General features: G+C 62.7%; 25 protein-coding genes. 9 read left to right on the top strand and 16 right to left on the bottom strand.

Features of this window, described 5'->3' with window-relative positions; all coding sequences use genetic code 11:
• Window positions 1-360: 360 nt before the first annotated feature.
• From PSEMAI1_RS0108410 to PSEMAI1_RS0108395, 4 genes are all read left to right on the top strand, one after another.
• Entirely contained in the window at window positions 361-1,488 is a 1,128-nt protein-coding gene (locus PSEMAI1_RS0108410) for an acyl-CoA dehydrogenase family protein (protein WP_024302446.1), read from the top strand.
• Window positions 1,488-2,864 carry an acyl-CoA dehydrogenase family protein gene (locus PSEMAI1_RS0108405; RefSeq protein WP_029770566.1) on the top strand — a complete coding sequence of 459 codons (1,377 nt, stop codon included), beginning with the start codon at window positions 1,488-1,490 and terminating at the stop codon, window positions 2,862-2,864. The genes PSEMAI1_RS0108410 and PSEMAI1_RS0108405 overlap by 1 nt, the downstream gene beginning before the upstream one ends.
• A 2-nt stretch (window positions 2,865-2,866) precedes the next feature.
• Window positions 2,867-3,658 (top strand): acetoacetate decarboxylase family protein, encoded by a 792-nt coding sequence (locus tag PSEMAI1_RS0108400; RefSeq protein ID WP_051460203.1) that lies wholly within the window; start codon window positions 2,867-2,869, stop codon window positions 3,656-3,658.
• A 119-nt stretch (window positions 3,659-3,777) separates the two neighbouring features.
• A complete protein-coding gene (locus PSEMAI1_RS0108395; protein ID WP_198019593.1) occupies window positions 3,778-5,247 on the top strand; it encodes a coniferyl aldehyde dehydrogenase in 1,470 nt (489 codons plus the stop codon).
• Between the two features lie 393 nt (window positions 5,248-5,640).
• Here the strand turns inward: PSEMAI1_RS0108395 and PSEMAI1_RS22410 are convergent, their stop codons facing one another.
• The 15 genes from PSEMAI1_RS22410 to PSEMAI1_RS0108330 form a co-directional block, all read right to left on the bottom strand.
• Complete coding sequence (locus tag PSEMAI1_RS22410; RefSeq protein WP_304412733.1) at window positions 5,641-5,958, bottom strand: ATP-binding protein; 318 nt, start codon at window positions 5,956-5,958, stop codon at window positions 5,641-5,643.
• Between the two features lie 38 nt (window positions 5,959-5,996).
• The gene (locus PSEMAI1_RS22405) at window positions 5,997-6,425 is read right to left on the bottom strand and encodes an ATP-binding protein (protein ID WP_304412732.1); all 429 of its coding nucleotides are present in this window, start codon (window positions 6,423-6,425) and stop codon (window positions 5,997-5,999) included.
• A complete protein-coding gene (gene istA / locus PSEMAI1_RS0108385) occupies window positions 6,425-7,642 on the bottom strand; it encodes an IS21 family transposase (protein ID WP_029770402.1) in 1,218 nt (405 codons plus the stop codon). Before istA ends, PSEMAI1_RS22405 begins: the two co-directional genes overlap by 1 nt.
• Window positions 7,643-8,094: 452 nt before the next feature.
• Entirely contained in the window at window positions 8,095-8,676 is a 582-nt protein-coding gene (locus PSEMAI1_RS0108380) for a flavin reductase family protein (protein ID WP_024302442.1), read from the bottom strand.
• A 56-nt stretch (window positions 8,677-8,732) separates the two neighbouring features.
• Entirely contained in the window at window positions 8,733-9,353 is a 621-nt protein-coding gene (locus PSEMAI1_RS20535; RefSeq protein WP_232219868.1) for an NAD(P)-dependent oxidoreductase, read from the bottom strand.
• Window positions 9,298-9,657: a hypothetical protein gene (locus PSEMAI1_RS22170; protein ID WP_232219867.1), complete on the bottom strand. Its 360-nt coding sequence runs from the start codon at window positions 9,655-9,657 to the stop codon at window positions 9,298-9,300. The genes PSEMAI1_RS20535 and PSEMAI1_RS22170 overlap by 56 nt, the downstream gene beginning before the upstream one ends.
• 92 nt (window positions 9,658-9,749) lie before the next feature.
• Window positions 9,750-11,048 (bottom strand): FAD-binding oxidoreductase, encoded by a 1,299-nt coding sequence (locus PSEMAI1_RS0108370; protein ID WP_029770565.1) that lies wholly within the window; start codon window positions 11,046-11,048, stop codon window positions 9,750-9,752.
• Between the two features lie 72 nt (window positions 11,049-11,120).
• Window positions 11,121-11,951: an ABC transporter permease subunit gene (locus PSEMAI1_RS0108365; RefSeq protein WP_024302440.1), complete on the bottom strand. Its 831-nt coding sequence runs from the start codon at window positions 11,949-11,951 to the stop codon at window positions 11,121-11,123.
• Window positions 11,952-11,961: 10 nt separating this feature from the next.
• Window positions 11,962-12,849: an ABC transporter permease subunit gene (locus PSEMAI1_RS0108360; RefSeq protein ID WP_232219866.1), complete on the bottom strand. Its 888-nt coding sequence runs from the start codon at window positions 12,847-12,849 to the stop codon at window positions 11,962-11,964.
• 80 nt (window positions 12,850-12,929) lie between these two features.
• Complete coding sequence (locus PSEMAI1_RS0108355; protein ID WP_024302438.1) at window positions 12,930-14,060, bottom strand: ABC transporter ATP-binding protein; 1,131 nt, start codon at window positions 14,058-14,060, stop codon at window positions 12,930-12,932.
• 66 nt (window positions 14,061-14,126) lie between these two features.
• Complete coding sequence (locus PSEMAI1_RS0108350) at window positions 14,127-15,227, bottom strand: polyamine ABC transporter substrate-binding protein (protein WP_024302437.1); 1,101 nt, start codon at window positions 15,225-15,227, stop codon at window positions 14,127-14,129.
• A gap of 81 nt (window positions 15,228-15,308) precedes the next feature.
• Window positions 15,309-16,727: an aspartate aminotransferase family protein gene (locus PSEMAI1_RS0108345; protein WP_024302436.1), complete on the bottom strand. Its 1,419-nt coding sequence runs from the start codon at window positions 16,725-16,727 to the stop codon at window positions 15,309-15,311.
• A 20-nt stretch (window positions 16,728-16,747) separates the two neighbouring features.
• Window positions 16,748-18,076: a glutamine synthetase family protein gene (locus tag PSEMAI1_RS0108340; protein ID WP_024302435.1), complete on the bottom strand. Its 1,329-nt coding sequence runs from the start codon at window positions 18,074-18,076 to the stop codon at window positions 16,748-16,750.
• A gap of 40 nt (window positions 18,077-18,116) precedes the next feature.
• Window positions 18,117-18,863 (bottom strand): gamma-glutamyl-gamma-aminobutyrate hydrolase family protein, encoded by a 747-nt coding sequence (locus tag PSEMAI1_RS0108335; RefSeq protein ID WP_024302434.1) that lies wholly within the window; start codon window positions 18,861-18,863, stop codon window positions 18,117-18,119.
• Window positions 18,864-18,882: 19 nt separating this feature from the next.
• A complete protein-coding gene (locus PSEMAI1_RS0108330) occupies window positions 18,883-19,125 on the bottom strand; it encodes a hypothetical protein (RefSeq protein WP_024302433.1) in 243 nt (80 codons plus the stop codon).
• Between the two features lie 300 nt (window positions 19,126-19,425).
• On the opposite strand from PSEMAI1_RS0108330, the gene PSEMAI1_RS0108325 reads away from it, so the two are divergent.
• From PSEMAI1_RS0108325 to PSEMAI1_RS20530, 3 genes are all read left to right on the top strand, one after another.
• Window positions 19,426-19,974 (top strand): cupin domain-containing protein, encoded by a 549-nt coding sequence (locus tag PSEMAI1_RS0108325; protein ID WP_024302432.1) that lies wholly within the window; start codon window positions 19,426-19,428, stop codon window positions 19,972-19,974.
• A gap of 41 nt (window positions 19,975-20,015) precedes the next feature.
• Entirely contained in the window at window positions 20,016-21,506 is a 1,491-nt protein-coding gene (locus PSEMAI1_RS0108320) for an aldehyde dehydrogenase (protein WP_024302431.1), read from the top strand.
• A gap of 82 nt (window positions 21,507-21,588) precedes the next feature.
• A complete protein-coding gene (locus PSEMAI1_RS20530) occupies window positions 21,589-22,272 on the top strand; it encodes an MBL fold metallo-hydrolase (protein ID WP_369793193.1) in 684 nt (227 codons plus the stop codon).
• A gap of 124 nt (window positions 22,273-22,396) precedes the next feature.
• Here the strand turns inward: PSEMAI1_RS20530 and PSEMAI1_RS0108310 are convergent, their stop codons facing one another.
• The gene (locus PSEMAI1_RS0108310) at window positions 22,397-23,983 is read right to left on the bottom strand and encodes a PAS domain-containing methyl-accepting chemotaxis protein (RefSeq protein WP_024302430.1); all 1,587 of its coding nucleotides are present in this window, start codon (window positions 23,981-23,983) and stop codon (window positions 22,397-22,399) included.
• Window positions 23,984-24,329: 346 nt separating this feature from the next.
• Between PSEMAI1_RS0108310 and PSEMAI1_RS0108300 the strand changes: the two genes are divergently transcribed.
• The gene (locus PSEMAI1_RS0108300; RefSeq protein WP_024300950.1) at window positions 24,330-25,286 is read left to right on the top strand and encodes an IS30 family transposase; all 957 of its coding nucleotides are present in this window, start codon (window positions 24,330-24,332) and stop codon (window positions 25,284-25,286) included.
• A 367-nt stretch (window positions 25,287-25,653) separates the two neighbouring features.
• A complete protein-coding gene (locus tag PSEMAI1_RS0108295) occupies window positions 25,654-26,406 on the top strand; it encodes an alpha/beta hydrolase (protein WP_024302429.1) in 753 nt (250 codons plus the stop codon).
• Window positions 26,407-26,671: the final 265 nt, after the last annotated feature.

The following is a 26,671-nucleotide window of genomic DNA, read 5'->3' as shown; positions in this document are numbered from 1 at the left end:
CGTTCCGCTCCCCCTCTGATATGACGTCCTTAATTATTGATTTTTGTCCGGCTCCAATATAGCGATGCCGCCAGCCTCGTGTCCACCTGCGGCCAAACGGGAGTAACCGCAATAACTGCAATGTCCGCAAATATTGATTTTTTGTCCGCTGCCAATCTGGTGACCGCATGCCCCCCCTCCTAACATGGGCCTACAGATCTGGACGGCAAAGATCCGAGACTGGCGGAGACACTATGTCATGCAGCATCGAGCCACACACTCGATAGGCGACCTTAGCCGGTCGCACCCTCCTATACGTCTTCGCATCTTTCTGTCGGCCAGAAACCACGAGAGCGATCTCAAGTGAATGGGGCAATTGCGATGCAACTGGATATCGAAGATACAAGACAGCTCTTGGAGGAGGTCGGGCACTTTGCACGCGAGCGCATCGCCAGCCAGGCATCCAGGCCGGAGTCTCCCCTCGGGCCGGAAACGCTGGCCCAACTGACAGAGGAGGCCAGAGCCCTGGGCATTCTGCCCCAATCGCCCCTGGAAGAAGGCTTCGGCATCTGGGAGAACAGCGAGGATGCGCAAGCGCTAGGCTTTAGTGCCGGCGCGTTGCGGCTGATCGCCCATGCCTGCCCCGGCGTTGCTTTTGCCTGGCACCGCATGGCTCTCGCCCGATTTGTCGCTGTGGCGCTCAAGCTCCGGCTGAACGAACATGAACTGCAGGGCGTGCTGCTGGCGCCGACCGGCCACTACGGATTGGCCCGCACCAGCCTGGGCAAATGGCTCCGGGGGGCGCCGCTCCGGCAGGAAGACCTCACCTTGCTGGCAGACTGGCTCGATAGCAAAGCCAACGCCGTCACCCTCTGCGCTGCGCGCGATTGGAGCAGCATCTTACGGCCGGTCTGGCATGACGATCATGTCGCCTGGCAGCTTGTGGCGCGAAATATACTGGACGTGCGCACCGTGCCCCTGCATGGCTTTGACGAGCTGACCGGTTTTGTGGTCCGCCAACCCGTGGCAGGCGGGCAGACCGTCGAGCTGGACGCGCAGCGATCGCGCCTGCTCTACGGCCGCTTGTTGAAACTGGACCTACTGGGATTGCTGGCGATTGGTGCCGGCGCCCTCGACCGTGGCCAGGAATGGGCAAGCGACTACGCGGCGATCCGCAAGCAAGGCGGCAAGGCGATTATCGGCCACCCGGCGGTACAGCACATGCTCAGCGACATCGTGATCGCCCGGCAGCAGGCCGATCTGGCGTTGGCCAGGTTTGGCAGCCCCCTCGACGAACTGGACCTCGGCAGCGTGGCGGCAACGCGCGCCAGTATCGGCACCGCGCTCTGTCACGCCGCCAACCAAGTGATCCAGATCCATGGCGGCATCGGCTACATGCGCGATGCCGGTCCGGAAAAACTGGTGCGCGATCAAAACATGCTCAAGTTCACGTCAGGGGGAGTGCGCGATATCCCTTCGTTCCTGGCCGGATGGTATGGAGCCTACTGATGACTACCCACGTTCACTCCCTTGACGGGCACTTGCCTGCCGACCACCGGCTGTCGCCGCATTGGCAGTATGCCAATCTACCGCTGATCGGGCGCACCTTGACGCACTACCCGATTGACGACCTGTGGCAGACAGATTTCCATAGGCTCCCCAAAGCCTTGGGCAAACTACGCGCGCGCGCTCGTGCCTTTGCCGAGCAATATCTTGCCCCGGCGGCGCACGAGCTGGACCTGGCGCCACACCTGCCGGCCGGGCAGTGCCACCCTCTGGCCGAACAGATCATGCGCGCTGCCGGCAAGCAAGGATGGCTCAGCTATTTCATGCCGGCCCCGTTCGGCAACATGCCGTGGCGGGCGGTCCCCCATGCCCCGATCTGGCAAAGCTGCCTGGTGCTTGAAGAGTTCAGCCGCGCGTGCGGCGGGCTGATGCTGCTGTTGTCGGCCCACCATTTGGGTTGCATGCCCCTGATCCTGTCCGGCGAGGCCGGCACTATCCTGCGCCACCTGTTGCCGGTCTACCGTAGCTGCGAACGCGGGGAGCCGCACCTGGTCGCCTTCGCCATCACGGAGCCGGGTGCCGGCTCGGATGCGGAAGAAGGCCATGGGGCCCAAGTCTATCGCCCGGGCGTGGTCGCTACGCCGACCGCAGGCGGCTACCTGCTCAATGGTCGTAAATGCTTCATCAGCGGCGGTGACCTGGCCAAGAGCGCTACCGTGTTTGCCGCGCTGCAGGGCGAGGGAATGGAGTCCTGGACCTGCTTTTACGTCGACTGCTCGACGCCCGGATACAAGGTGGTACGCACCGAACTCAAGATGGGCATGCGCGCCTCGGGGGCGGCGGAAATCGAGTTGACTGACGTGTTCGTCCCCGGCGACCGGGTTATCGGTGGGCTGCGCAAGGGCTGGGCGCTCAATCGGGCCACCCTGAACGCCTCACGCATCCCGGTGGCCTCGATGGGCCTCGGCTTTGCCCGCGCCGCCACCGAGACCGCCATCGAGTTTGCCCGGCGTTACCGCCTGGGCGGCAAGCCCCTGATCCATTACCAGGATGTCCAATTGCATCTGGCCACCATGGTGGCGGAAACCCGCGCCATGCGCAGCTTGATATGGCAAGAGGCCAAAGCGGCCTGGCGGCCGCGCCAGTTGAACGCTTCTCTATGCAAATTCCACGTCACCGACCGCGCCCAGCACGTGTGCGAGATGGGGCTGGACCTGTTGGCAGACCACGGCGGCCTGCACGAGCACAAGCTGGAGAAGATTTTCCGCGATGTGCGCCTGACCCGGATCTTCGAAGGGACCAACCAGATCAACCGTTTGTCTCTGATCGAAGATTGGCAAGCACAGTTGCTGGACCTCAATCAGAACGTAGGAGTATGACCATGAGCCATACCGTGTGGCAGAAAGACATGTTTTTCCAGTACCCGCGTACCCCACTCATGACCTCGGAAGGAGGCGTGGACATGCCGATCCTGTACTACGACAACTCCGTGCTGATGGCCATGTTCCGGGTGGATTACGACAAGGCGCAAGCCCTGGTGGCCGGTCAAGGCATGCAGGCCGTGCGGTTTTTCGGCGGCAAGGCGCTGGCGGTCGTGGCTTTTTATCAATACCGCGAAACCTCCATTGCGGATTACAACGAGGTGGGCGTTGCGATTGCCGCGGTGCCCAAGGGGACCGCTGTTCCCTCCTTTCCCATGCTTTCGATGCTCAACAGCCTGGATAAAGCCGCGGTCGGCTTCTGCGTGATCGATCTGCCGGTCACCACGCCGGCAGCCTGCGCGGCGGGAAAGGAAATTTGGGGCTATCCTAAGTTCGTCACGCCAATCCGTTTCTCGCTGCAAGGCAGCCGATTCGATGGGGCCGTCAGCGCGCCCGACACCGGCAAGGACCTCATGCAGTTTTCCGGCAAGGTGGGCATGGGCGTACCGGCCCCGTTACTGGACCTCGTCCTCTACTCCCACCACAACGGCCAGATGCTGCGCACCCTGGTCAACACCCGTGGCGGCTGCCGCGCCTCTTTGCCGGGCTCACTGCGCATCCGGGTGTCCGAGAGCACGCATCCCATGGCCCAACGCCTAAAGGCACTGGGTTTGCACAATGCCAAGCCGCTCCTGGTGTTCCGCAGCCACGCCCTGCAGGTACGCCTCAATGCCGGCGCGGCGCTGCCATGACGGAGCCGCCCTGCGCCGGGAGGAGACGATCCTTCCGGCGTTTCCCGTAACCGTACTCGGCACGCTATCGCTGCACGCAAGTGCAGGGAAGCGCTTTGCCGAAAGATTCGCCCTGCGTCGTGGCCGGCATCGCCGCTGCGGCCCAGGGGCAATGCCAGGAGTGTCACATGCAGCCCTGCTTCAAAAGCGATTTGCTCGCCCGCTACGAGCTCCAGCGCCAGGCTTTTGCCGCCGACGCCAATCCTGCACGGAAGACCCGCGTTTCCCGACTGGATCGGTTACTGGCCCTCACCGAGAGGCACGAGAACGCCATCGTAAAAGCGATCAACGAAGACTTCGGTGGCCGCTCCAGCCACGAGACCCGGCTCGCCGAGCTGTTCATCATCCGCTCCGGCATCAAGCACGCCCGTGCTCACCTTAAGCGTTGGATGCGCAGCCGTCGCGTGGCGACCGGCCTGCAGTTCCGGCCCGGCTACAACCGGCTGATCCCTCAGCCGCTAGGGGTGGTCGGCATCGTCTCACCGTGGAACTACCCATTCCAGCTGGCCATGGGGCCGGCCCTAGCCGCGCTGGCGGCAGGGAACCGTGTATTGATCAAGCCATCCGAATTGACGCCGAGATTTTCTGCACTGCTGGAACAGCTAGTGGCGTCCGCTTTCGATATCGACGAACTGAGCGTGATCAACGGCGGCGCCGAGACCAGTAAGGCCTTTGTCTCATTGCCGTTCGACCATCTGTTTTTCACGGGCTCCACGGCGGTCGGCCGCCTGGTGGCGCAAGCGGCGGCCGCCAATCTGACGCCGGTGACGCTGGAGCTCGGCGGAAAATCGCCGGCCATCCTCGACGTTTCGTGCGACCTGGCGCACGCGATCCCGCGCCTGGCCTTCGGCAAGCTGCTCAATGCCGGTCAGACCTGCATCGCCCCGGACTACCTGCTGGTTCCGCAAGGCCAAGCCGACAAGGTGGCAGGGTTGTTGGTCTTAGCCATCGCGCGGCTCTATCCGACCCTGCAGCTCAACCCCGACTACACGGCCATCATCAGCGAGCACCATCACCAGCGCTTGGTGGCTCTCATCGCGGAGGCGAAGGGCCAGGGCGCCAAGGTCATCGAAGTCAATCCTGCCAAGGAGCGCTTCGTGGCGGAGTCGAAAAAGCTGCCGCCCACACTGGTGCTCGGGGCGACGCGTTCCATGCGCCTGATGCAAGAAGAGATTTTCGGCCCGGTGCTGCCGATCATGGAATACCGCGACCTCGATGAAGCAATCTTGCACATCAATCAAGCCGAACACCCGCTCGCGCTGTACTGGTTCGGCCGCAATACCCACAACCGCGACCGCGTGCTGAAGGAAACGCTTTCCGGCGGCGTGACCGTCAACGATTGCCTGTGGCACTTGGCGCAAGAGAACCAGCCCTTCGGGGGCGTGGGCGCCAGCGGAACCGGCTCTTATCACGGCGAATGGGGATTCAACACGTTCAGCAAGCATAAACCGGTTTTCCACCAGGCCCGCCTGAATGGAACCGCGCTGTTTTATCCGCCCTACGGCAAGACATTCGACCGTCTGCTGGCCGTCCTCAAGCGCATCGCCTGACTGAATAGCCCCAAGAGCTGCAGCAGTTCCCAAACGTCAACGTAGCCATTGTTTTGTAGCCGTGAACAGAGGGCCGCTCAGATCGACGTCTTGCTCGTGAGCCGTTGACCGGAGAGACGGATCTGCTCTGATACCTGCTGTTGAACCTTTGAGGGATTGGCCGACAGCAGAGAGTCGGGGTACGCATTCCCAAGGGGAGAAAGCCGACGTTTGGCGTTAGTGACAGTGAAATGGCGGGTAAGTGGCCCGAAGCTGACACTCAGGGCAAATGGAGTGGACGGCTGCTTCGGCCGATTATGTTGCCCTTGAGTGGCTGTGTCGGACGGCTGCTCCTGTCAAGCGACACGAGGATTTGACCCCCTGGCGACATCTGGAATTGACCCCCAGGGTTAATCAACTAGTTGATGTAATCGGTTCGGCCGTCGCCTTCTGCAGCAGGCCGCTCCGTCGTTTGTCGCGTAGCCGGTAACTATCTCCCCGGATCGTGACCACCTGGCTGTGATGCAGCAGCCGATCCAGGATGGCCGTTGCCGCCACTGCGTCACCAAACACTTGGCCCCATTCCCCCACCGGGCGGTTGCTGGTGATCAGTAGGCTTGCCCGCTCATAGCGCCGCGAGACCAGCTGGAAGAACAGGTGCGCTGCCGCCGGTTCCAGCGGCAGGTAGCCCAATTCATCGACGATCAGCAGCTTGGGTTTCGATAGCTGCAACAGCTTCTCCTCCAAGCGCCCATCGGCATGCGCCTTCGTCAGTCAGCCATCAGAGACGCAGCAGAACTGAACAGCACCGTGTAACCCCGCTCTACCGCCTCACGCCCGAGTGCTACCGCCAAATGCGTCTTGCCGACTCCGGGCGGTCCCAGCAGCAACAACGCTTGACCGTGGCCAATCCAGCGCCCGGTGGCCAAATCCCGGACCTGGCCGGGATCAATCGACGGCTGCGCATCGAAGTCGAAGCCCTCCAGCGTGCGTACACAGGGGAATCGAGCCAGCTTCATCCCCATCTGGATGCGTCGCGTATCGCGCCGGGCCACCTCTCGCTCGGCCAGGAACAGCAGCGCTTCGCGCAGTGTCATTTGGGCACGGCTCGCTTCGTCCAGCAGGCTATCCAGCTGATCCCGGATCGCCGTCAAGTGCAGCCGGGTCAACAGTTCTTCCAGTCGGTCGGGTTCGATCATCACCAGCCCCCTCCGACCAATTCCTCATACTCTGCCAGCGGGCGCAGCAAAGCGCCGCCGTGTGGCGGGACCGGCTCGGATAGCGGCGGCACGACCCCAAGCAGATGGGCGCGGTCAATTTGCCGTCCGCGACTGCCGGCCAACTCGGCGTGATGCGCTACTTCCTGGCCGGCGTAATGGACCGTCACCGTGCCTGCTCGTACAGCGACCGTGACCATCTCGCCGATCAGCCGCCAGGGCACGCTGTAGGCATTAGTATCGAGCTCGACACAGCCTTCGGCATTGACGCGACGGATCAGCTCCCGCACTTGCAGGAACGGCACTATGCCGGCAACAGGACGCAGATGCGGACGTTCGCCGTCGAACCGCTCCTTGGGCGCCATGCCGGTCGTCCCGTGGATGCGGGTATCGGCCACCTCCCGCTGCCAGCGGGTCAAGTGAGCCTCCAATGCGGCCCAGCTCTCGAATGTGTAACCGGCGATAGCATTCTTCTTCACATAGCCAACGCCGTTCTCGGTCTTGCCCTTGGTGCGCGCACGGAACGGCGCGCAGGCCTTCACGCGCACATCCCAATGCCGGCAGAACGCCTCGAAGCGGCTGTTGAAGCGGACCTGCCGGGTCTGCATGTCGTGCTCGACCACGAGGGCCTTGGCGTTATCGATCAGCAGAGTCTGCACCCGTCCACCGAAGTGCTCGAACGCCGCTTCGATACCGCCAAACCAAGCACTCTGCCGTTCGTGACGGAATGGGCAAACAAAGCCACGGCGCGAGTAGCCAAGCGTCGCCACGAACAGGTACACACGCACCAGTTCGCCACCGATCTGGATGCGCACTTGGCCGAAGTCGATCTGCATCTGCTCGCCAGGAGCAGTCTCGAACCGGATCGTCGCTCGCCGGCTGGCTTCAAGCTCCTGCCGATATGGCCGGCAGGCGCGTTCAACGGTGCGCAGGCTGGTGGCAATACCGTGTTCCTTAGCCAGTAGCTGACGCACCACGTCGCAGTTGCCCTTGTGCGTTAGAAACTGCTCACGTAGCCAGGCCTCGTGCCCGGTGAGCACGCCGCTGCGTTGCGGCTGCTGGTATGGCACCGGGCCGCCGGCACGCAAATAGTGCCGCACGGTATTTCGGGCGATTCCCAGCGTCTTGGCAATCCGCTTCGCCCCCCAGCCGGATTGCCCCAGTCGAACGATTGCCGTTACTGCTTCCGGCTCCAACATCTCCCGTACTCCACAAACCTCACGGGGTACAGGATGACTCGCTGAATACTGCGTTTCCAACGACTGCCTCCTTGCAAACAAGGGGGTCAGTTCTTCGTGTCGCTAGGGGGTCAATTTACGATGTCGCCTGACAGCTCCACTCTGATACCTGCCGTTGAACCCTTGTCGGCTCGATCGGCAGCAATGGGTCGGGAGCGGTCGTTAGGTTCTCAGTAAGCTACTGACCGCTACGGCCGAAAACCAGTCGCCCTCCGTACAGCAGTCGCGTGTGTGGCCTGGGGCCGCAAGTGTGTGTTCCTCAAGCCAGAAAACTGATGCTCGCTGCCTGCGGCAAGAACAAGAATCTATCCGGCAGGCGCCCTTGAGCGGACTCTATCCAGCTTTTTTCAGTTTCGGTGCAAACCAACCACCCGGATCAGCACCATCGATAGGCTGATATTTCTTCATCCGTTTTATTCGGCACCCGGGATACTCAAGGGGTCGCCGATGGCGTAGAAGTGCCCACCGGCAATGTAGTGCAGGCTCCGCCATTGCGGGTCCGCCTTTTCAAAGTGCCAATGGCCATTCTCGAAGACGCGCGTATCCGCCCACGCCCCGATGACCTCGCCGATGAACAGATCATAGGTTTGCTGGTTGTGCGGCTCGGGGAGGAGTTTGCAAGCCAGCCACGCTGAGCACCCCGCAACGAACGGCATGTCGTAGCCATCGATATGGAACAATTCCACGCCGCTTCGCGTCAGCTTGTCCGGTTCGTTGGAGAGGCTTCTGGAGCCGACTTCGTGGGTCAGGTTCAGCTGCTTCGCGTTGGGAATCTGTATCACGAAGTGGGCGCTCTTCTCGACGAGTTCACGTGTCTTGGCGCTCTTGTCCAACACCACGGTGATCTTGGGCGGGGAGAAGTCCAGGGCGCATGCCCAGGCCGCGGCCATGACGTTATCCACGCCATCGTGACTGGCGGATACCAGAACCGTCGGGCCGTGATTGAGCAGCCTATGGGCTTTATCCAGGCCGACAGGGGAAATATGCTTGTCCATTTAAATCCTCACAAAAGCCCTGATTCTTCAGGGCTTTTGCTTCTCCATTTTCCTAATCAATACGCTTGAGTGCGATCGACCAGCCCAGCGGGAACTTCTCCGCGCTGCAAAGCCCCGAGGTTATCGGCAATTTGCTGCACTGCCGGACCCAGCAGGGTGATGGCGGCAATGTGGGGAGTGATGATCACGTCGTGCCGATCCCACAAAGGGCTTTCAGGAGCGAGCGGCTCGTTGACGAACACGTCGAGCTGGGCAAAACGTAGATGCCCGGCCACAAGCATCTCGAGCAATGCCTCTTGGTCGAGCTGCTCGCCACGGCCGGCATTGATCAACGCGGCGCCACGTGGCAGCCGGGCCAGCCGCTCCCGGTTGAGCAGACCCCGGGTTTCCGGCGTGGAAGGCAGCACGCTGACGAGCACGTCTGTTTTGCTCAACAGTGCTTCCAGTTCCTGCTGGCCATGGTAACAAGCGACACCAGGCAGTTCCTTAGGCCGGCGGCTCCAGCCGGATACCGTATACCCAAGTCCTGCCAGCGTCTTGGCGACCACCGATCCAATGGCACCCAGCCCCAACACGCTCACACGGACTTCATCCGGCAACTTCGGCGGCAGCGGCGTCCAGTCATGCCGGGCCTGCTGCTGTTGGTAAAGATCGAAGTTGCGCTGATAGCGCAGCACACCATAACAGGGCATACTCAGCCATTTGCTGCGCCATGCCGGCGTCCGTCAGGCGGATGACGGGGATATGGCCAGGAAGATCGGGGCGCGCCAGTAATCTATCCACTCCAGCGCCCAACGCGAAAACGGCCTGCAACCGGGAGAAATGGGCAAAGAACCCTTCCGGCGGATTCCATGCCACAACGTAGCGGACCTTATCGTGATCGACTGCTTGTGGCCATGCCGCCAATTCGACATCGGGCAAGGCATTGCGCAGCAGCGATGCCAGTTGATCGGAATCCTGAGGGGTATAGATATAGAGCATGGTGTTTCCTGAAATCGGATGCCTGCGGCAATACTATCAGAGCCCCTGCCTTGTCAGGGGAGGAGGCCCGGTGCCAGCGCACCGGGGACGGGTCAGAGATAGTCGCGCAAGCGGTAGTAGCTGGTCGCCATCAGCAGCGCCGGGGTGCGCAGCAGCGCTCCTCCGGGGAAGCTGTGGTGCGACAGCCGGGCGAACAGGTCGAAACGCTCCGGCTCGCCGTGGATCGCCTCAGCCATCAGCCTGCCGGCGAGCCCGGTCAGCGCGACGCCGTGGCCCGAGAAGCCTTGGGCGAAGAAGATGTTGGGCGCGACACGGCCGAAGTGCGGCGCGCGGCTCATGGTGATGTCGACGAAGCCGCCCCAGTCGTACTCGATCTTCACGTTGTCGAGGCCGGGGAACACTTTGAGCATGCTGCGGCGCATGGCGTCCCTGAGCCCGATCGGCGTCATGCCGGTATAGCTGACCCGGCCGCCGAACAGCAGACGCGTGTCGCGCGTGAAGCGGAAATAATCGAGCACGAAGTTGGCATCGCACACCGCGAGGTTTGTCGGGATCAGCGTCCGCGCCTGTGCCTCTCCCAGCGGTTCGGTGGCGATGATGTACGTGCCGACCGGCATGATCTTCTTGTCGAGCTCGGGCACCAGCTTGCCCAGATAGGTGTTGCCGGCGAGCACGACCGACTCGGCGCGCACCTCGTACTGGCCGACCTTCACCCTCACCGTCGCGCCCGGCACGATCTCGGTCACCGCACTGTGTTCGAAGAGTCGGACACCGGCCGCCTCGGCGGCGCGCGCGAGGCCGAGCGCGTACTTGAGTGGATGGATATGGCCCGCGTCGGGCTCATAGAGGCCGCCGACGTAGCGCTCGGACACGACCATTTCCGCCAGGCGATCCTTGCCGATCAACTCGAAGCGGCCGTAGCCGTAATGGCGCGCCGCCTCCTCCTGCCACGCGGCTTGCTCGCGCATCTGGCGATCCTTCAGTGCGGCGTGGAAATAGCCCCACACCAGCTCGGCATCGATGTCGTGCTTCGCGCAACGCTCGCCGACCAGATCGACCGCCTCGCGCGTCATGTCCCATATCTCGCGCGCCGCCTGCTGGCCAAGCTGGTCGCGCACCAGCCCCATGCCGCAGGCAAGGTCGGACAACACCTGGCCGCCGTTGCGGCCGGAGGCGCCCCACCCTACCCGCGCGCCTTCGAGCACCACGACACGATAGCCGCGCTCGGCCAGCTCGAGCGCCGCCGACAGGCCGGTATAGCCGGCGCCGATCACGCAGACGTCGGCGCTCAATGATTCGCTCAGGCGCGGCTTGGGCGTTAGCGGACCGGCGCTGGCGGCGTACCAGGAGTCGACGTGTTCCTGACCGGCAAACTGCAAAGACCCGAACATAAGCCCTCCTCCCAAAAGGATAGAAAAAGCCCGTGGCGGCGCCGGGCCGCGCACGGGCGGACATCTCCTGCTTTACGCGATTGCAGCCAACCGCGCGCGGCGCCGCTCCGCCTTAACCATCACCCGGTTGGCGCCGATCACCAGCACCGCCACCGCCAATACCGTAACCGTCGCCAGCGCGTTGATCTCCGGGTTGAGCCCCAGGCGAACCCGCGAGAAGATCAGCTGCGGCAAGGTGGTCGAGCCCGGGCCGGACAGGAAGGCGGTGATCACCAGGTCGTCGATCGACAGCGTGAACGCCAGCAGGAAGCTCGACGCGATCGCCGGCGCGATGATGGGCAGCGTGACCTGGAAGAAGATTTTCAAGGGGCGAGCGCCGAGATCCATCGCAGCCTCTTCGACCGAGCGGTCCATCTCCACCAGGCGCGAGCGGATCACCACCGTCACGTAGGCCATGCACAGGGTCACGTGGCCCACCCAGATCGTCAGCACGCCGCGCTCGGCCGGGAAGCCGAACCACTGCTGCATCTCGACGAACAAGAGCAGCATCGACAGGCCGGTGATCACCTCGGGCATCACCATCGGCGCGGTGAGCATGCCGGCGAACAGGCTCTTGCCCTTGAAGGAGCCGAAACGCGCCAGCACCAGGCCGGCGATGGTGCCCAGTACCACGCTCATCACACTCGACAGCAGTGCGATCTTGAGACTCAAGCCGAAGGCCGACATCACCGCGTCGTCGCGGAACAGCACGCCGTACCAGTGCGTCGAGAAGCCCGCCCATACCGTCACCAGCTTGGAGGCGTTGAGCGAGTAGACGACGAGGATCAGGATGGGCACGTAGAGAAAGGCGAAGCCCAGGCCGAGCGTGGCCTTGCCGAACCCGCTGATTTTTTTACCGTTCATGCTTGGTCTCCTAGCGCTGTGCCGCCCGTGCCAGCGCCTTTTCCTCGCGCTTGTGCAGGTAGATGATCGGCAGGATCAAGAGCGCGAGCATCACGATCGTCACCGACGCCGCCATCGGCCAGTTGTTGTTGTCGAAGAACTCCATCCACAGCACCTTGCCGATCATCAGCGATTCGGGCGTGCCCACCAGTTCCGGGATCACGAACTCGCCCACCGCCGGGATGAACACCAGCATGGCGCCGGCGATCACGCCGTTCTTCGACAACGGCAGCGTCACCGTCAGGAAGGTCTTCCACGGCCGGCAGCCCAGATCTGCCGCGGCCTCCAGCAGGCGCTCGTCGAGCTTCACCAGGTTGGAGAACAAGGGCAGGATCATGAACGGCAGGTAGGCGTACACCATCACGATCTGCACCGAGAGCTGGGTGTGCATCAGCTGCAGCGGCTCGTCGATCATCCCCAACGCCAGCAAGGCCTTGTTCAACAAGCCCTCGTTGTCGAGGATGCCCATCCAGGCGTACACCCGCACCAGGAACGAGGTCCAGAACGGCAGCATCACCAGCATCAGGAGCGTGTTGCGCTTGGCTTCCGGCGCGCGGGCGATGGTGTAGGCGATGGGGTAGCCGGCCAGGAGGCAGATGATCGTCGTCACCCCCGCCATCTTGAGCGAGCTCAAGTAGGCCTCGAAGTACAGCGGGTCGCCAAAGATGTAGCTGTAATTGCCGATGTTCAGCGCGATGTTCAGCACGCCTTCGACCTCCGACACCAGCGCCCGGTACGGCGGGGACGCGATCTCGACCTCGGAGAAGCTGATCTGCAACACGAACAGGAACGGCACCAGGAAGAACAGCAGCAGCCAGCCGTAGGGGACCGCCGTCACCAGCGATCGGCCACGCGGCATGGCGCGCTGCCACCAGAGGGGCCGGCGCGCAGCGCGCGCGGCCTCTGTGCGGGAATCCCGCAGCGATAGGAGTCGGCTCATCATTGCGTCAGTACCACAGCGTCGTTGTCAGCCCAGCTGACGAATACCGGCTCGTCCCAGATCGGAGCCGCCTCTTCGCGCCAGCGCGTCGCCGGCACGCTGGCCTTGACCACCTTGCCGGTGTCGAGGCGCACGTGAAAAATCGAGAAACCACCGAGGTAGGCGATGTCGTGCACCGAGCCCGCCGCCCAGTTGCCGTGGCCTGTCGGCTGCTGGCGCGTGACGCCGACCCGCTCCGGACGCACCGACAGCCACACCGGCATGCCCATGGTTCCCGTGATGCCGTGGCCGACACGCACCGGGCGCGGCAGATCGGTCGACTGGATACGTACGAAGTCGGGTTCGTCCTCGATCACGTGGCCGCCGAACATATTGGTCTCGCCGATGAATTCGGCGGTGAAACGGCAGTTCGGGTGCTCGTAGATCTCGCCCGGCGTCGCCACCTGCAGCAGCCGGCCGTCGGACATGATGCCGATGCGGCACGCCATGGTCATCGCCTCTTCCTGGTCGTGCGTCACCATGATGCAGGTCACGCCGACCTGTTCGATCATGTTGACCAGTTCGAGCTGGGTCTGCTGCCTGAGCTTCTTGTCGAGCGCACCGAGCGGCTCGTCGAGCAGCAACAGCTTGGGCCGCTTGGCGAGGCTGCGGGCGAGCGCGACGCGCTGCTGCTGGCCGCCGGAGAGCTGGTAGGGCTTGCGGTGCGCGTACTTCTTCATCTGCACCAGCTCGAGCATGCGCTCGACGCGCTCGGCGATCTCGGCGCGCGACAGCTTGTCCTGCTTGAGGCCGAAGGCGATGTTCTGTGCCACGGTCATGTGAGGGAACAGCGCGTAGCTCTGGAACATCATGTTGATCGGACGCTCGTACGGCGCGAGATCGGTGATGTCTTCGCCGTCGAGGATGATCCGGCCCGAGGTCGGCGTTTCCATGCCGGCGAGCATGCGCAGCAGCGTCGACTTGCCGCAGCCGGAACTGCCCAACAGCGCGAAGATGTCGTTCTTCGCGATCGACAGGTTGATGTGATCGACGACGGTGTTGTCACCGAATTTCTTCACGACGTCGACGATTTGCAGATAGGACTTGGTACCGGCCGTCTTGGCGGCCTGGTTCAAGGACGATTCAGCCATGTTCACGATTCTTCCCCTCCGAGTCGGCCGCCCGCGTGCGGGTGGGCGGGCGGCCGCGTCTTCAGCTCACTTGCGGGTTTTCACTTCGGTCCACAGACGGGTTTGCAGACGCTGGATCTTGGCGTCGACCGGCAACTGCACGAAGCTGGCCTTCTGGATTTCCGGCGTCGGGTAAATCGACGGGTCGTTCAGGAACTTGGCATCGATCTGGGTGCGCGCCGGCTTGTTCGGCGTGGCGTAATTGACCGCCTTGGCGTTGGCGGCAGCCACGTCGGGGCGCATCACGTAGTTGATGAAGGCGAGTGCGTTGTCGACGTTCTGGGCGTCCTTCGGGATCGCCATGCTGTCCATCCACAGCATCACGCCGGCCTTGGGTGCCAGCACCTTGAGATGCTGGCCATTCTTGGCCTCTTCGGCGCGGCGCTTGGCGATGTTGAGGTCGCCGCCATAGCCCAGCACCACGCACAGCGAGCCGTTGGCGAACTCGTTGATGTAACCGGACGAGGAGAACCGGGTGATATAGGGGCGAATCTTCTTGTACAGATCGGCCGCGGCGCGCCAGTCGGCATCCGCCGTGCCATTGGGGTCCTTGCCGAGGTAGTGCGCGGCGACAGGCAGCGCCTCGGCCGGGCTGTCGAGCACCGACACGCCGCAGGACTTGAGCTTGGCCGCGTATTCGGGCTTGAACAGCAGATCCCACTCGTTGGCCGGCATCGGCGTGCTGCCGAGCGCGGTCTTTACCTTGCCGACGTTGATCGCCAGCGTGTTGATGCCGTAGAAGTACGGCACGGCATAGGCGTTGCCCGGATCGAACCTGGCGGCCTGCAACAGCACCATCTGGTCGAGGTTCTTGTAGTTGGCGAGCTTGCTCTTGTCGATCGGCTGATAGACCCCGGCCTTGATCTGCTTGGCGAGGAAGGCGCTGGTCGGCACCACGATGTCGTAGCCGGAGCGCCCGGTCAGTATCTTGGCCTGCAGCACCTCGTTCGAGTCGTAGACGTCGTAGCGGACCTTGATCCCGGTTTCCTTCTCGAAGTTCTTGACGGTGTCGGGGGCGATGTAGTCCGACCAGTTGTAGACGTTGAGCACCTTGTCGGCGGCGAAGGCCGGCACGGTTGCCGCGGCCAGCACGCCGGCGGCGATGAGGGTGGTCATGCTTTGACGCATGGTTTTCTCCTGAGTAGACACGATAGCGAATCGACGGGGCCGTCTGTAATCGATGGAATGGTCGGCCCCGCCCAACAGCATTTAGAGGCGGCCGAGCTCACGCGCGAACTGGTCGATGCACTGCCTGGCCTTGGCGACGAACTCCTCGGCCTCGACACGCGTCATGGTCAGCGGCGGCGCCGAGATCATGCTGTCGCCGGTGGCACGCATCACCAGGTTGTTGGCAAAGCAGATGTCGCGGCAGCGCAGCGCGAGCTCGCCGCCGTTGGCGTAGCGCTTCCGCGTTGCCTTGTCCTCGACGATGGTCACCGCGAAGAAGAAGCCGAGCGCCCGGACGTCGTCGACCAGCGGATGGTTGTCGAAGGCCTCGTGCCACAGCTGGTGGGCGTAGGGCATCACGTCCTCGCGCATCTTCTCGATGATGCGTTCGTTCTTGAGGATGCGCAGGTTCTCGGCGGCGACCGCGGCGGCCACCGGGTGGCCCGAATAGGTGAAGCCATGATTGAAGTCGCCCGACTCGGCGATCACCTTGGCCACGGTGTCGTGCACCAGCACCCCGCCGATCGGCTGGTAGCCGGACGACAGACCCTTGGCGATGGTCATCAGGTGGGGGCGGATGCCGTAGTACTGGCTGCCGAACCACTGGCCGGTGCGGCCGAAGCCGCAGATCACCTCGTCGGCGATCAGCAAGATGCCGTACTGGTCGCAGATGCGCTGGATCTCGGGCCAATAGGTGGTCGGCGGGATGATGATGCCGCCGGCACCCTGCACCGGTTCGCCGATGAAGGCGGCGACGTTCTCGACGCCCAGCTCCAGAATCTTCTTCTCGAGTTCGCGCGCCGCCTTGAGGCCGTATTCCTCAGGGCTCAGGTCGCCGCCGTTGGCGTACCAGTAGGGCTGCTCGATGTGGGCGATGTGCGGGATCGGCAGGTCGCCCTGCTCGTGCATGTAGCTCATGCCGCCCAGGCTGGCGCCGCCGATGGTGGAACCGTGGTAGCTGTTGACGCGCGAGATGATGGTCTTCTTCTGCGGCTGGCCCAGGCTCGCCCAGTAGTGGCGCACCATGCGGATCACGGTGTCGTTACCCTCGGAACCCGAGTTGGTATAGAACACGTGGTTGAAGCCTTCCGGCGCCACCTCGGCCAGGAGCTTGGAGAGCTCGATCACCGGCGGGTGGGTGGTCTTGAAGAAGGTGTTGTAGAACGGCAGCTCCTGCATCTGCCGGTACGCGACCTCGGCCAGTTCCTTGCGGCCATAGCCGATGTTGACGCACCACAGGCCGGACATCGCATCGAAGAGCTTGTTGCCTTCCGAATCCCACAGATAGACGCCGTCGCCGTGCGTGATCACGCGGCAGCCCTGCTTGTTGAGCGAGGCGGCGTCAGAGAACGGGTGGAAATGGTGCGCAGCGTCGAGCGCCTGCCATTCACGCGTGCTGCGCTGGCTGGTCTTGCGTTCCGTGACCTGGCGTACTTCGGCGAAATTCATGTTCAGACTCATGATAGGGGTCCTTCTCTCTCTTAAACGTGCAGCAGCAGGAACTTGCGCTCCCACGGGCTGATCACGCGGGCGTATTCGATGTATTCGGCTTCCTTGACGGCGCAGAACGCCTTGACGAAGCCGGGGCCGAGCACCTCGGCGATCGGCTGGCAGGCGCGCAGCGCGCCGATGGCCTCGTCGAGCCCGCGCGGGAAGGCGAACGGCCGCCCGTAGGCGTCGTCGGCCAGCGGTTCGCTCGGCTTGAGTTTTTCGACGATGCCCAAGTAGGCGCAGGCCAGCGTCGCGGCGAGTGCGATGTAGGGGTTGCAATCGACGCCGGGCAGGCGGTTTTCGATGCGGCGCGCCGACGGGCCCGAGTGCGGCACGCGGATGCCGCAGGTGCGGTTGTCATAGCCCCACTGCACGTTGATGGGCGCGGCGGTGTGGCGCACCAGGCGGCGGTAGCTGTTCACGAAGGGGGCGAACAGCGCGATCGCCTGCGGGAAGTACTTCTGCATGCCGCCGATCGAGTGCAGGAAGATGTCGCTGACGCTGCCATCGGCGTTCGAGAACACGTTCTTGCCGGTCTTCTTGTCGACCACGCTCATGTGGATGTGCATCGCCGAACCGGGCTCGTTCTCCATCGGCTTGGCCATGAAGGTGGCGTACATGTTGTGACGGATCGCCGCCTCGCGCACCGTGCGCTTGAACAGGAACACCTGGTCGGCCAGATCGAGCGGGTTGCCGTGCAGGAAGTTGATCTCCATCTGGCAGGCGCCCACCTCGTGGATCAGGGTGTCGATCGCCAGGTTCTGCGCGTCGCAGAAGTCGTAGATCTCCTCGAACAGATCGTCGTACTCGTTGACCGCGTCGATCGAGTACGCCTTTCGCCCGGTCTCCGGGCGGCCGGTGCGGCCGATCGGCGGCTGCAGCGGTAGGTCGGGATCGCGGTTGACGTCGACGAGGTAGAACTCCATCTCGGGCGCCACCACCGGCTCCCAGCCCATGTCCTCGTACAGCTTCAGCACGCGGCGCAGCACGTGGCGCGGCGCCTGCTCGATCGGTGCGCCGTCGAAGTGGAAGCAGTCGTGGATCACCTGCGCCACCGGATCCTTGGCCCAGGGCACCAGGCGGATGGTGTTCGGGTCCGGCAGCAGCACCATGTCCGGGTCGGTATCGGAGGTGATGCACTCGGCGTACTCGCCGGTCACCGTCTGCACCAGCACCACCTCGGGCAGGCGCATGCCCTCCTCTTCGCTGAATTTCTCTTTCGGCACGATCTTGCCGCGCGCGACGCCGGTGAAATCGGGGATCACGCATTCCACTTCGGTAATTCGATGTTCTCGCAGCCATTCGCTCAGAACGCTCATGGTTGCCTCCTTTGTAGAAAGTTGGTTGTTCGGGCGAGTCTTAGCCGCGTCGATTCCGACGGGCGGCGCAAGCCTCGCCAAACGCGTTGAGAATGGCCAGCGACAGGGGGTTGTTCTGGTACTGCCATTCCGGATGCCACTGCACGGCGAGCGCGAAAACGCGCGCACCCTTGACGCTGAACGCCTCGACGAGGCCATCCGGCGCATGCGCCTCGGCCTGCAGCGCCGGGGCGAGCTGGTCGACGCCCTGCCCGTGCAGCGAATTGACCTGGGCCTCGTGCCGGCCGGTGAGCCGATGCAGCACGCCGCCTTCGACGAAGCTCACCGGATGCGCCAGCGCGTACATCTCATCGAGCGTGCCGCCCGGGTCGCGGTGATCGCTCATACCCGGCACCTCGTGCACCTTGCGGTGCAGGGTGCCGCCGAGCGCGACATTGATTTCCTGGAAGCCACGGCAGATGCCGAGCACCGGCACGCCGGCGTCGATCGCGGCGCGGATCAGCGCCAGCGTGGTGGCGTCGCGCTGCGGGTCGTTGAAATCGCCGTCGACGCTGGCCGCGCCGTAGTGCTGCGGCTCGATGTTCGACGGACTGCCGGTAAACAAGAGGCCGTCGACCAGATCGAGCACTTGTTCGACCGGCGTCGCCTCGCCCAGCGCCGGCAGCAGCAGCGGCAGGCCGCCGGCCCCCTCGGCGGCGCGCACGTACTTCTCGCCGACCAGGTGGAAGAACTGGGACTCCTTGAGCCACCAGCGACAGCAGGGAATTCCGATGACAGGGTGTTTCATCGTGATCGCACGCACGCCTTCAAACGGCGGCGCACCTCCTTTGCAGCGTTGCAGGAATAAAAAAAGCGGCGCCCATGAAGGGCACCGCACAGAGGAGATCGATGGACGCCGCCGCACACACGCGGCGAGCGTGAATCAGGTACTCCGCCAGGACGCCCGGCACCACCCGCACGCCAGCCGGCCCGCATTCGCCACCGCGCATGCAGGCCTTCGCCGCAAAGTCGGCGAGCGGGGCGAGATGACGGTTCAAGCAGGTCTGCATCGGATTGCTCCTGGGTGGTGTTTGCGCATCCCGACAGGCGGTATGCGGTTTCAAGCTAAATCCAGTCTAAGCTCGTTAAATATAATTGACAAGCACCGTCAAAAAATTTTTACACAACTCGTTCGCCGACCCTACTGGTACGCCATGCACGCCCCGAAATCGTGCTGCACAGCGTCAAAATTGTGCATGACAACAAGCAGCAAGCCGTGTGTGGTATAATTCATCGCCACTTACGACAGGCGGTAGCGTCAAAAATAATTTGACACAAGCCGTCAATTATTATCAACATACGGGAACGAAATGGACATCGGACCACGACTCAAGCTGGTGCGTGAGCGCTACAAGTTGTCGCAGCGAGAACTGGCAAAACGGGCCGGCGTGACCAACGCCACGATCTCGCTGATCGAGCAGAACCGGGTCAGCCCCTCGGTCAGCTCGCTGAAGAAATTGCTTGAAGGCATCCCGATGTCCCTGGCGGACTTCTTCACCTTCGACGAGCCGCCGCGTGAAAACAGCTATGTGTTCCGGCCGGGCGAGCAGCCCGACCTCGGTAACAGCGGCCTGCGTCTCCTGCTGGTGGGCGCCACCGTGCAGAACCGGCAGATGCGCATGCTGCGCGAGCTGTACGCACCAGGCGCCGACACCGGCCCCGAGGCGATCACGCACAGCGAAGGCGAGGAATGCGGACTGGTGGTGCGCGGCACCATCGAATTGACCATCGACGGACAGGTCAACGTGCTGCACACCGGCGACGGCTATTACTTCCCGAGCACGCTGCCGCACCGATTCCGCAACATCGGCCAGGAGGAAGCCGAAATCATCAGCGCCAACACGCCAGCCAACTTCTGATCCTGGGCGGCGGTCGGCGCGCTACTTAGGAGAGAAGAGCAATGCCCCGCCTCACCCACGAACAATGGCAAGCGCTGGCCACGAGCCAGACCTTCGAAGGCCGCGCCTTCATCGACGGCAACTACCTTGCCGCCGAAAGCGGCCGCACCTTCACCACCGTCAATCCTGCCAACAAACAGACACTGACCGAGATCGCCGACTGCGGCGAAGCCGACGTGAACAAGGCGGTGGCCGCCGCCCGCACCGCTTTCGAAGACGGCCGCTGGGCGGGCCTCGCCCCGGTCAGACGCAAGACGGTGATGCTGCGCTTCGCCGAGCTGATCCGCGAACACGCCGACGAGCTGGCGCTGCTCGAGACGCTCGACGTGGGCAAGCCGATCTCCGACTCGCTGAACGTGGACGTCGCCGGCGCGGCCTACTGCGTGCAATGGTTCGCCGAGGCGATCGACAAGATCGGCGGCGAGGTTGCCCCACTCGCCCCCAACCTGCACGGCACCGTCACACGCGAACCGATCGGCGTCGTCGCTGCCGTGGTGCCGTGGAACTTCCCGCTGCTGATGGCGAGCTGGAAGTTCGCGCCGGCGCTCGCGGCGGGCAACTCGCTGATCCTCAAGCCCTCGGAAAAATCGCCGCTGACTGCGATCCGCATCGCCGCGCTCGCCCAGCAGGCCGGCATCCCCGACGGCGTGTTCAACGTGCTGCCGGGCGCCGGCGAGACCGGGCGGCTGCTGGCGCTGCACATGGACGTCGACTGCCTCGCCTTCACCGGCTCCACCGCAGTCGGCAAGAAGATCATGGCCTGCGCGGCCGAATCGAACCTCAAGCGCGTATGGCTGGAGCTGGGCGGCAAGTCGCCCAATATCGTGCTGGCAGATTGCCCCGACGTCGCCCAGGCCGCACGCACCGCTGCCGGCGGCATCTTCTTCAACCAGGGCGAGATGTGCTCGGCCGGCTCGCGCGTGCTGGTACAGCGTGGCATCTACGACGAATTCGTCGCCGAGCTGAAGAAGGCGGCCGAAGGCTACCGGCCGGGCGATCCGCTGAACCCGGCGACCGGCATGGGGGCGATCGTCGACGAGGTACAGTACCAGCGCGTACTCGGCTACATCGAACTGGGTAAACAGGAAGCGACGCTGCTCTTTGGCGGCCATGCGGTGCACACCGACACCGGCTACTACATCGCACCGACCGCATTCGAGACCTCGCCCGGTGCGCGCATCGCACACGAGGAAATCTTCGGCCCGGTGTGTGCGGTGATTCCTTTTGATACCGAAGACGAGGCGATCGCCATCGCCAGCGACAGCGACTACGGCCTCGCCGCCGCGGTATGGACGCGCGACGTCAGCCGAGCCCACCGGCTCGCGCGCCGTCTGCGTGCCGGCACAGTGTGGATCAACTGCTACGACGAAGGGGGCGACATGAACCTGCCGTTTGGCGGCTACAAGCAGTCGGGCAACGGCCGCGACAAGTCGCTGCACGCGCTGGAGAAATACACCGAGCTGAAGTCGACGCTGCTGAAACTCTGCCCCTGAGTCTTGTCGGCAGGCGAGGAGCAGAGACGCTTCGGGCCACCTTACTGGTGGCCCGTTTTCATGCCCGGCTTCCAACCAGGCCATACCCGTATCTGTCTCGTGCCCCCTCGTTTGTCTCTTTCGTCAAGAATACACACCAGCACAAGGCGGCGGAGGCATCTATGCCGGCACCCGCTTTCTCATTGACCCGATGCTCTCGCCCAAGGGAGCGCTCCCGGCATTTCCAGGTACGCCGAACGATCATCTGATGAACCCCACGGTGGAGTTGCCCATCCCCATGGGGGACATCCTGGCAGTCGATGCGGTCATCGTGACCCATGACCATCTGGACCATTGGGACGAGACCGCCAAACAGCTCATCCCCAAGGACAAGCCTCTGTTCGTGCAGAACGGGCGGGACCAGGCTGCCATCCAGGCTTCGGGTTTCACCGATGTGCGCCTGCTTGGCGCCAACACCGAATTCAAGGGCATCACGCTCATCAAGACCTCGGGCCAACACGGCAGCGATCAGTTCATGGCCTCCCCCATCGGCGAACTCCTGGGCGAGGTCAGTGGCGTGGTGTTCAAGCATCCTGACGAAAAAACCGTCTATCCGGCCGGCGACACGCTCTGGAATGCACACGTCCAGGCCAGCCTGACACAACAACACATGCCGGATGTCGTCATCCTTAACGCTGGAGACGCCAGGTCGTGGGCTTCGGCTCAATCATCATGGGCAAGCAGGACGTCTATGAGGTCCATAAGGCGGCACCAGAGACCACCCTGATTGCGACCCACATGGAGTCGGTCAATCACGCCCCCCTCACCCGCAGCGAACTGCACGCCTACGCTGCCGAGAAGGGCATGACCCACCATCGCCCCTCATGCCGGAAAGAACCTCTTTACCAGGCTCAGATATTCTTTTCGAAGTTTTTCAGTAACTTAGTCAGCGCATTGGACAAACCGTGCAAAGCAGCCGCGATATCGCGATTCCTTGCAATGTTCAACGTACTTTGCTCCGAGGCGGCACCCAGCTTTTCCATACTTTGCGCGACTTCCGACGAAGCGCTGGATTGCTGCTTCAGCGAATTGACGATCGACTCGGTGACCACCTCCAGGCCAACGCTGGCCCGATCGATCTCCTGCAGGCTGTCGACGGTTTGCTGGATGTTGTGCTGTACGCGTTTGATGCAGACACCGACACGTTGTCGACCATTGATGATGTAAGCGATTTTTTCTTTCAGGATCGTGATGGAGGTCCGAATGTTGACGGTGTTGTCGGCGGTGTTTTCAGCCAACTGCCTGACCTCATCAGCGACAACCGCAAAGCCACGCCCCTGCTCTCCGGCACGCGCAGCCTCGATGGCAGCGTTCAGGGCCAGTAAATTGGTTTGCTGGGCAATGTTCTGGATGATGTCCGTGACCGAGCCGATTTCCTCTGAAATACTTTCCAGCTCCTGCACCGCGGCATTGGTTTCCCTGGCACCGCTGGCCGCCTCGTCCATTGCAGACTTCGATTCGTTGATGAACCGGTTGCCCTCCTCCACCAGCTCGCGGCTGCGCTTGGCGTGATCCGAACCCTGCTGCGTCATGGCGGAGATTTCCTGGATCGACACCGCCAGCTGCTCCATCGCAGCGGCAATCTGCGCCACCCCTTGGGCGATCTGGGCGTTCTGATCGTAAAGCTGATGGGTTTCCGTGGCAATGCGGGTCGAGGTTCGGTCGATGTGATGATTGACCGCCACCACGTCCGAGATCACAGCCTGTAGATGAAGCCGGGTAGACTCGAGTGCGGCAAAGACGTCTTGAAATTCGCGCATGCCCGTGGGGGCAATGCCCTGATTGAGGTGCCCCTCCTTCCACAAGGCCAGCGCTTGCAGCACCAGGCGGCTGGAACGTCGGGTTTGCTGCATCATGAAATAAAGCAGCCCGCCCACCAGCGCGGTGGTCGCCAGACTCAACATGATCGCCAGCGGACGGGCGAGCAACAGGCTGCCGGCCTCGCCGACGAGCATCGCCAGCAGCACAGCCGATATCCAGAACGATAGCGAGCGGGCATGTAACGGCGAGGTGGCCGGAAACACCGCAGCACCATGTCGCACGGCTCGGTATAACTGTTCGGCCTGCTGCTTTTCCACCTCACTAGGAGCCGTACGCACCGACATGTAGCCGACATGCTGCCCCAGCTCGTGCAGAGGGGCAACATGGGCTTTGACCCAATAAAAACCACCGTCTTTTCTGCGGTTCTTCACGAGGCCCTTCCACGTCTGACCACGCCGGATGGTCGCCCACAGATCGGCGAACGCCTGTACCGGCATGTCGGGGTGCCTGACGATATTGTGGTCCTGGCCCAGCAGCTCTTCCTCGGAGAAGCCGCTGATGCGCATGAACTCCGGATTGGCGTACAGGATTTTTCCGTGCAAATCCGTTTTCGTCACGATTGGGCATCGCGGATCGAGCATCACTTCGTTATCGCTGATCGGCAGATTGTTGCGCATGCTGTACCACTTTTCTTCAGGAAGGGACTAGGCGATCGCCGTTTTAAGGCGTTTCGTTTATGACGGGATGCTTGCTATCCGCTGATGATCAGCAGCATCGAACTGGACCGGTCAAACCACACAGCACCGAATCTGTAGGAGAAATCATGTTTATTGAGTATGGCAACCATGGTTCACGAATCATATTTTTACTATTCCATGGCAATCAAATACCAAATAAGCATTTTTAAGATGCCTTTTGGGGGCGGATTCAGGGAGTAAGTGCAACGGCAGGCAGGTCTGGAGGAAGGGGGTGAGATGAGGTAAATTCCCCCGCTCTTTGACCGGCCAGTCAGGAGCACAAGGAATGAAATACCGCCATCTCACCGAGGGTGAACGATACCAGATCCAGGCATTGAGTGCCGAGGGTTTTGGCCCTACGGCCATCGGCCAGCGCATTGGTCGCTGTAAAAGCGTGATCAGCCGAGAGCTGCGGCGCCATCGCCTGCGCGGCCGTTACCATGCCAGCGATGCCCAGCGCAGCTATCGCCAGCGCCTGCAAGCCAAGGGCAAATTGCGGCAGCCATGGGGGCCGGTATTCGACGAGATCGCCGTCCCGTTGCTGAGGGAGGGCTGGAGTCCTGAACAAATCAGCGGCGTGTTCAAAGGTAGTGACTATGCAGTCAGCCATGAATGGATTTACCAGCGGGTCCTGCAGAACAAGCGCCAAGGCGGTGATGTCTACAAAGCGCTGCGCTGCCAGAAAGAACGCAGAAAGCGCTACGGCAAGCCGGAGCGTCGCGGTCAGATAGCCAACCGCCGGCCGATTACGGAGCGTCCCGCCGAAGTTGAGGCGCGCAGCCGGGTCGGTGATTGGGAGGCTGACACGATGATCGGAGCCGGGAACAAGGGTGCCATCGTGACACTGGTTGAGCGCAAGACCGGCTACGCCAAGCTGATGCTGGTGCCAAACAAGGAAGCGGCGGGCGTCACGAAGGCGATTGTCCAAGCGCTCCGTCCACACCAGAAACAGGTGCTGACGCTGACGTTCGACAACGGCAAGGAGTTTGCTGGCCACCAGACGGTTGCCAAGCGGTTGAAAGCAGATTGCTTTTTTGCCGACCCGTACAGTTCTTGGCAGCGCGGCTGCAACGAAAACCTGAACGGGCTCATCCGGCAATACTTCCCAAAGGGGACTGACTTCAGGAGGATTACTCGGGCTGCGCTGGTCAAAGTGGAAAGAAAGTTGAATGACCGTCCCAGGAAACGGCTGGACTGGAAGACGCCAAGGATGCTGTTCGAAGGAAGCAAATCACTGAATTGATTTACCTATTGACTGTTGCACTTACTTTTTGAACTCGCGGGGTATTCTCCAGGCCTTCCACAAACCACCGGTTTTAAAGAGCCGCCCGTTTTTCCAGCAAGCCTGACCGCAACTCAAGCGGCACGTCACGGCCTGTGGGCGTTGCTTCCTGCAATTCTTTGCGACGCTGGCGTGGCCACTCCCTCGGCCAGCCCGCCGGGCGGCTGACGACAGCGGGCAGGCAGATCAACCAGCTACGCGCCCGGCCCAATTGTTTCCCCAACTGAGACAATCATTTTCGCAGCAACAGGTTTATTGCTTGCGCCAGCGGCAGCAGAATCGGCGTCATGCCCTCTTTCCATTGCCCACCCTACCGCAAGGACACCCGATGACCTCCCTGCAAGGCTTCACCACGACATCCCCGTCACCCCTGCCCCTTTCCTCGGCACAGCCTTCGGCACTGCAGCACGATCCGGCCTCGGACCTGAGCTACCGCACGCTGGACATGCCGCTGCCCGCTGGGGCCGTCGTACCCCGCCCGCAAGCCTTGCTGCTGTTGCTGCACGGCGTCGGCGGCAACGAGATGCAGCTTGCCGCGCTGGGGCAACTGCTCGATGCCCGGACCAAGGTGGTACTGGTACGCGCGCCGCTGGAGTTCGGGCCGGGCCAGTTCGGCTGGTTCCAGGTCAGCTTCGGGCCGCAAGGGCCGTCGATCCATCCGGCCCAGGCCGAAACCAGCCGGCAGCAATTGGGGCAGCTGGTCGCCTGCTTGCAATCCGCCAGCGGCATCGATCCGGCGCACACGGTGATGGCCGGCTTCAGCCAGGGCGGCATCATGAGCGCCGGGCTGGCGCTGACCGAGCCGCAGCAGCTTGGCGGATTCGGTCTGTTGTCGGGCCGCATCCTGCCGGAAATCGCGCCGCAAATCGGGACGCCCGAGGCATTGGCACGATTGGCGGGCTTCGTCGCGCATGGCGAGTTCGACGACAAGCTACCGCTGGCTTGGGCCGAAAGAGCCAGCGCCCGGCTCACCCAACTGGGCGTGCCTCACCAGCTCAACATCTACCCGGCCGGGCACCAGCTGACGCCGGACATGGCGCACGACTTCGTGACCTGGTTGACGGCACGCTATCTGACGTAAGGGCCGGCCTGTCGCTGGAGTAAACGCCTTTCCATCGGCAAGGCGCTGCTCCGGCTCGACTCATCCCCCACCTCATGAAGCCAGCATTCCCAGGAAATGGCTGGCTTTTTCCACGCCTTGAAAAAGCCATTGACCCCAGACATGGCCAAGCCGAAGGCCTCACTCTGGCCGCTATACGGCGCGGGTATTATCGGATACTGAAACAGTATTAGACGGTGTGTTTCTTTACCATCAGGATAGAGGTGCTTAAAGCAGGCCCTATTTT

It is taken from the genome of Pseudogulbenkiania sp. MAI-1 (assembly GCF_000527175.1).
Taxonomy (GTDB): domain Bacteria; phylum Pseudomonadota; class Gammaproteobacteria; order Burkholderiales; family Chromobacteriaceae; genus Pseudogulbenkiania.
This window is presented reverse-complemented; position numbering and strand designations above follow the sequence as displayed.

Coding starts and splice junctions, on each gene's coding strand:
- PSEMAI1_RS0108410 (WP_024302446.1), top strand. CDS start 361: ATGCAACTGGATATCGAAGATACAAGACAGCTCTTGGAGGAGGTCGGG.
- PSEMAI1_RS0108345 (WP_024302436.1), bottom strand. CDS start 16,727: ATGAGTCTGAACATGAATTTCGCCGAAGTACGCCAGGTCACGGAACGC.
- PSEMAI1_RS0108365 (WP_024302440.1), bottom strand. CDS start 11,951: ATGAACGGTAAAAAAATCAGCGGGTTCGGCAAGGCCACGCTCGGCCTG.
- PSEMAI1_RS0108340 (WP_024302435.1), bottom strand. CDS start 18,076: ATGAGCGTTCTGAGCGAATGGCTGCGAGAACATCGAATTACCGAAGTG.
- PSEMAI1_RS0108370 (WP_029770565.1), bottom strand. CDS start 11,048: ATGTTCGGGTCTTTGCAGTTTGCCGGTCAGGAACACGTCGACTCCTGG.
- PSEMAI1_RS0108405 (WP_029770566.1), top strand. CDS start 1,488: ATGACTACCCACGTTCACTCCCTTGACGGGCACTTGCCTGCCGACCAC.
- PSEMAI1_RS0108400 (WP_051460203.1), top strand. CDS start 2,867: ATGAGCCATACCGTGTGGCAGAAAGACATGTTTTTCCAGTACCCGCGT.
- PSEMAI1_RS0108295 (WP_024302429.1), top strand. CDS start 25,654: ATGACCTCCCTGCAAGGCTTCACCACGACATCCCCGTCACCCCTGCCC.
- PSEMAI1_RS22170 (WP_232219867.1), bottom strand. CDS start 9,657: ATGCTCTATATCTATACCCCTCAGGATTCCGATCAACTGGCATCGCTG.
- PSEMAI1_RS22405 (WP_304412732.1), bottom strand. CDS start 6,425: ATGATCGAACCCGACCGACTGGAAGAACTGTTGACCCGGCTGCACTTG.
- PSEMAI1_RS0108360 (WP_232219866.1), bottom strand. CDS start 12,849: ATGCCGCGTGGCCGATCGCTGGTGACGGCGGTCCCCTACGGCTGGCTG.
- PSEMAI1_RS0108350 (WP_024302437.1), bottom strand. CDS start 15,227: ATGCGTCAAAGCATGACCACCCTCATCGCCGCCGGCGTGCTGGCCGCG.
- istA (WP_029770402.1), bottom strand. CDS start 7,642: ATGTTGGAGCCGGAAGCAGTAACGGCAATCGTTCGACTGGGGCAATCC.
- PSEMAI1_RS0108310 (WP_024302430.1), bottom strand. CDS start 23,983: ATGCGCAACAATCTGCCGATCAGCGATAACGAAGTGATGCTCGATCCG.
- PSEMAI1_RS0108330 (WP_024302433.1), bottom strand. CDS start 19,125: ATGCAGACCTGCTTGAACCGTCATCTCGCCCCGCTCGCCGACTTTGCG.
- PSEMAI1_RS0108320 (WP_024302431.1), top strand. CDS start 20,016: ATGCCCCGCCTCACCCACGAACAATGGCAAGCGCTGGCCACGAGCCAG.
- PSEMAI1_RS0108380 (WP_024302442.1), bottom strand. CDS start 8,676: ATGGACAAGCATATTTCCCCTGTCGGCCTGGATAAAGCCCATAGGCTG.
- PSEMAI1_RS0108300 (WP_024300950.1), top strand. CDS start 24,330: ATGAAATACCGCCATCTCACCGAGGGTGAACGATACCAGATCCAGGCA.
- PSEMAI1_RS0108325 (WP_024302432.1), top strand. CDS start 19,426: ATGGACATCGGACCACGACTCAAGCTGGTGCGTGAGCGCTACAAGTTG.
- PSEMAI1_RS0108335 (WP_024302434.1), bottom strand. CDS start 18,863: ATGAAACACCCTGTCATCGGAATTCCCTGCTGTCGCTGGTGGCTCAAG.
- PSEMAI1_RS0108355 (WP_024302438.1), bottom strand. CDS start 14,060: ATGGCTGAATCGTCCTTGAACCAGGCCGCCAAGACGGCCGGTACCAAG.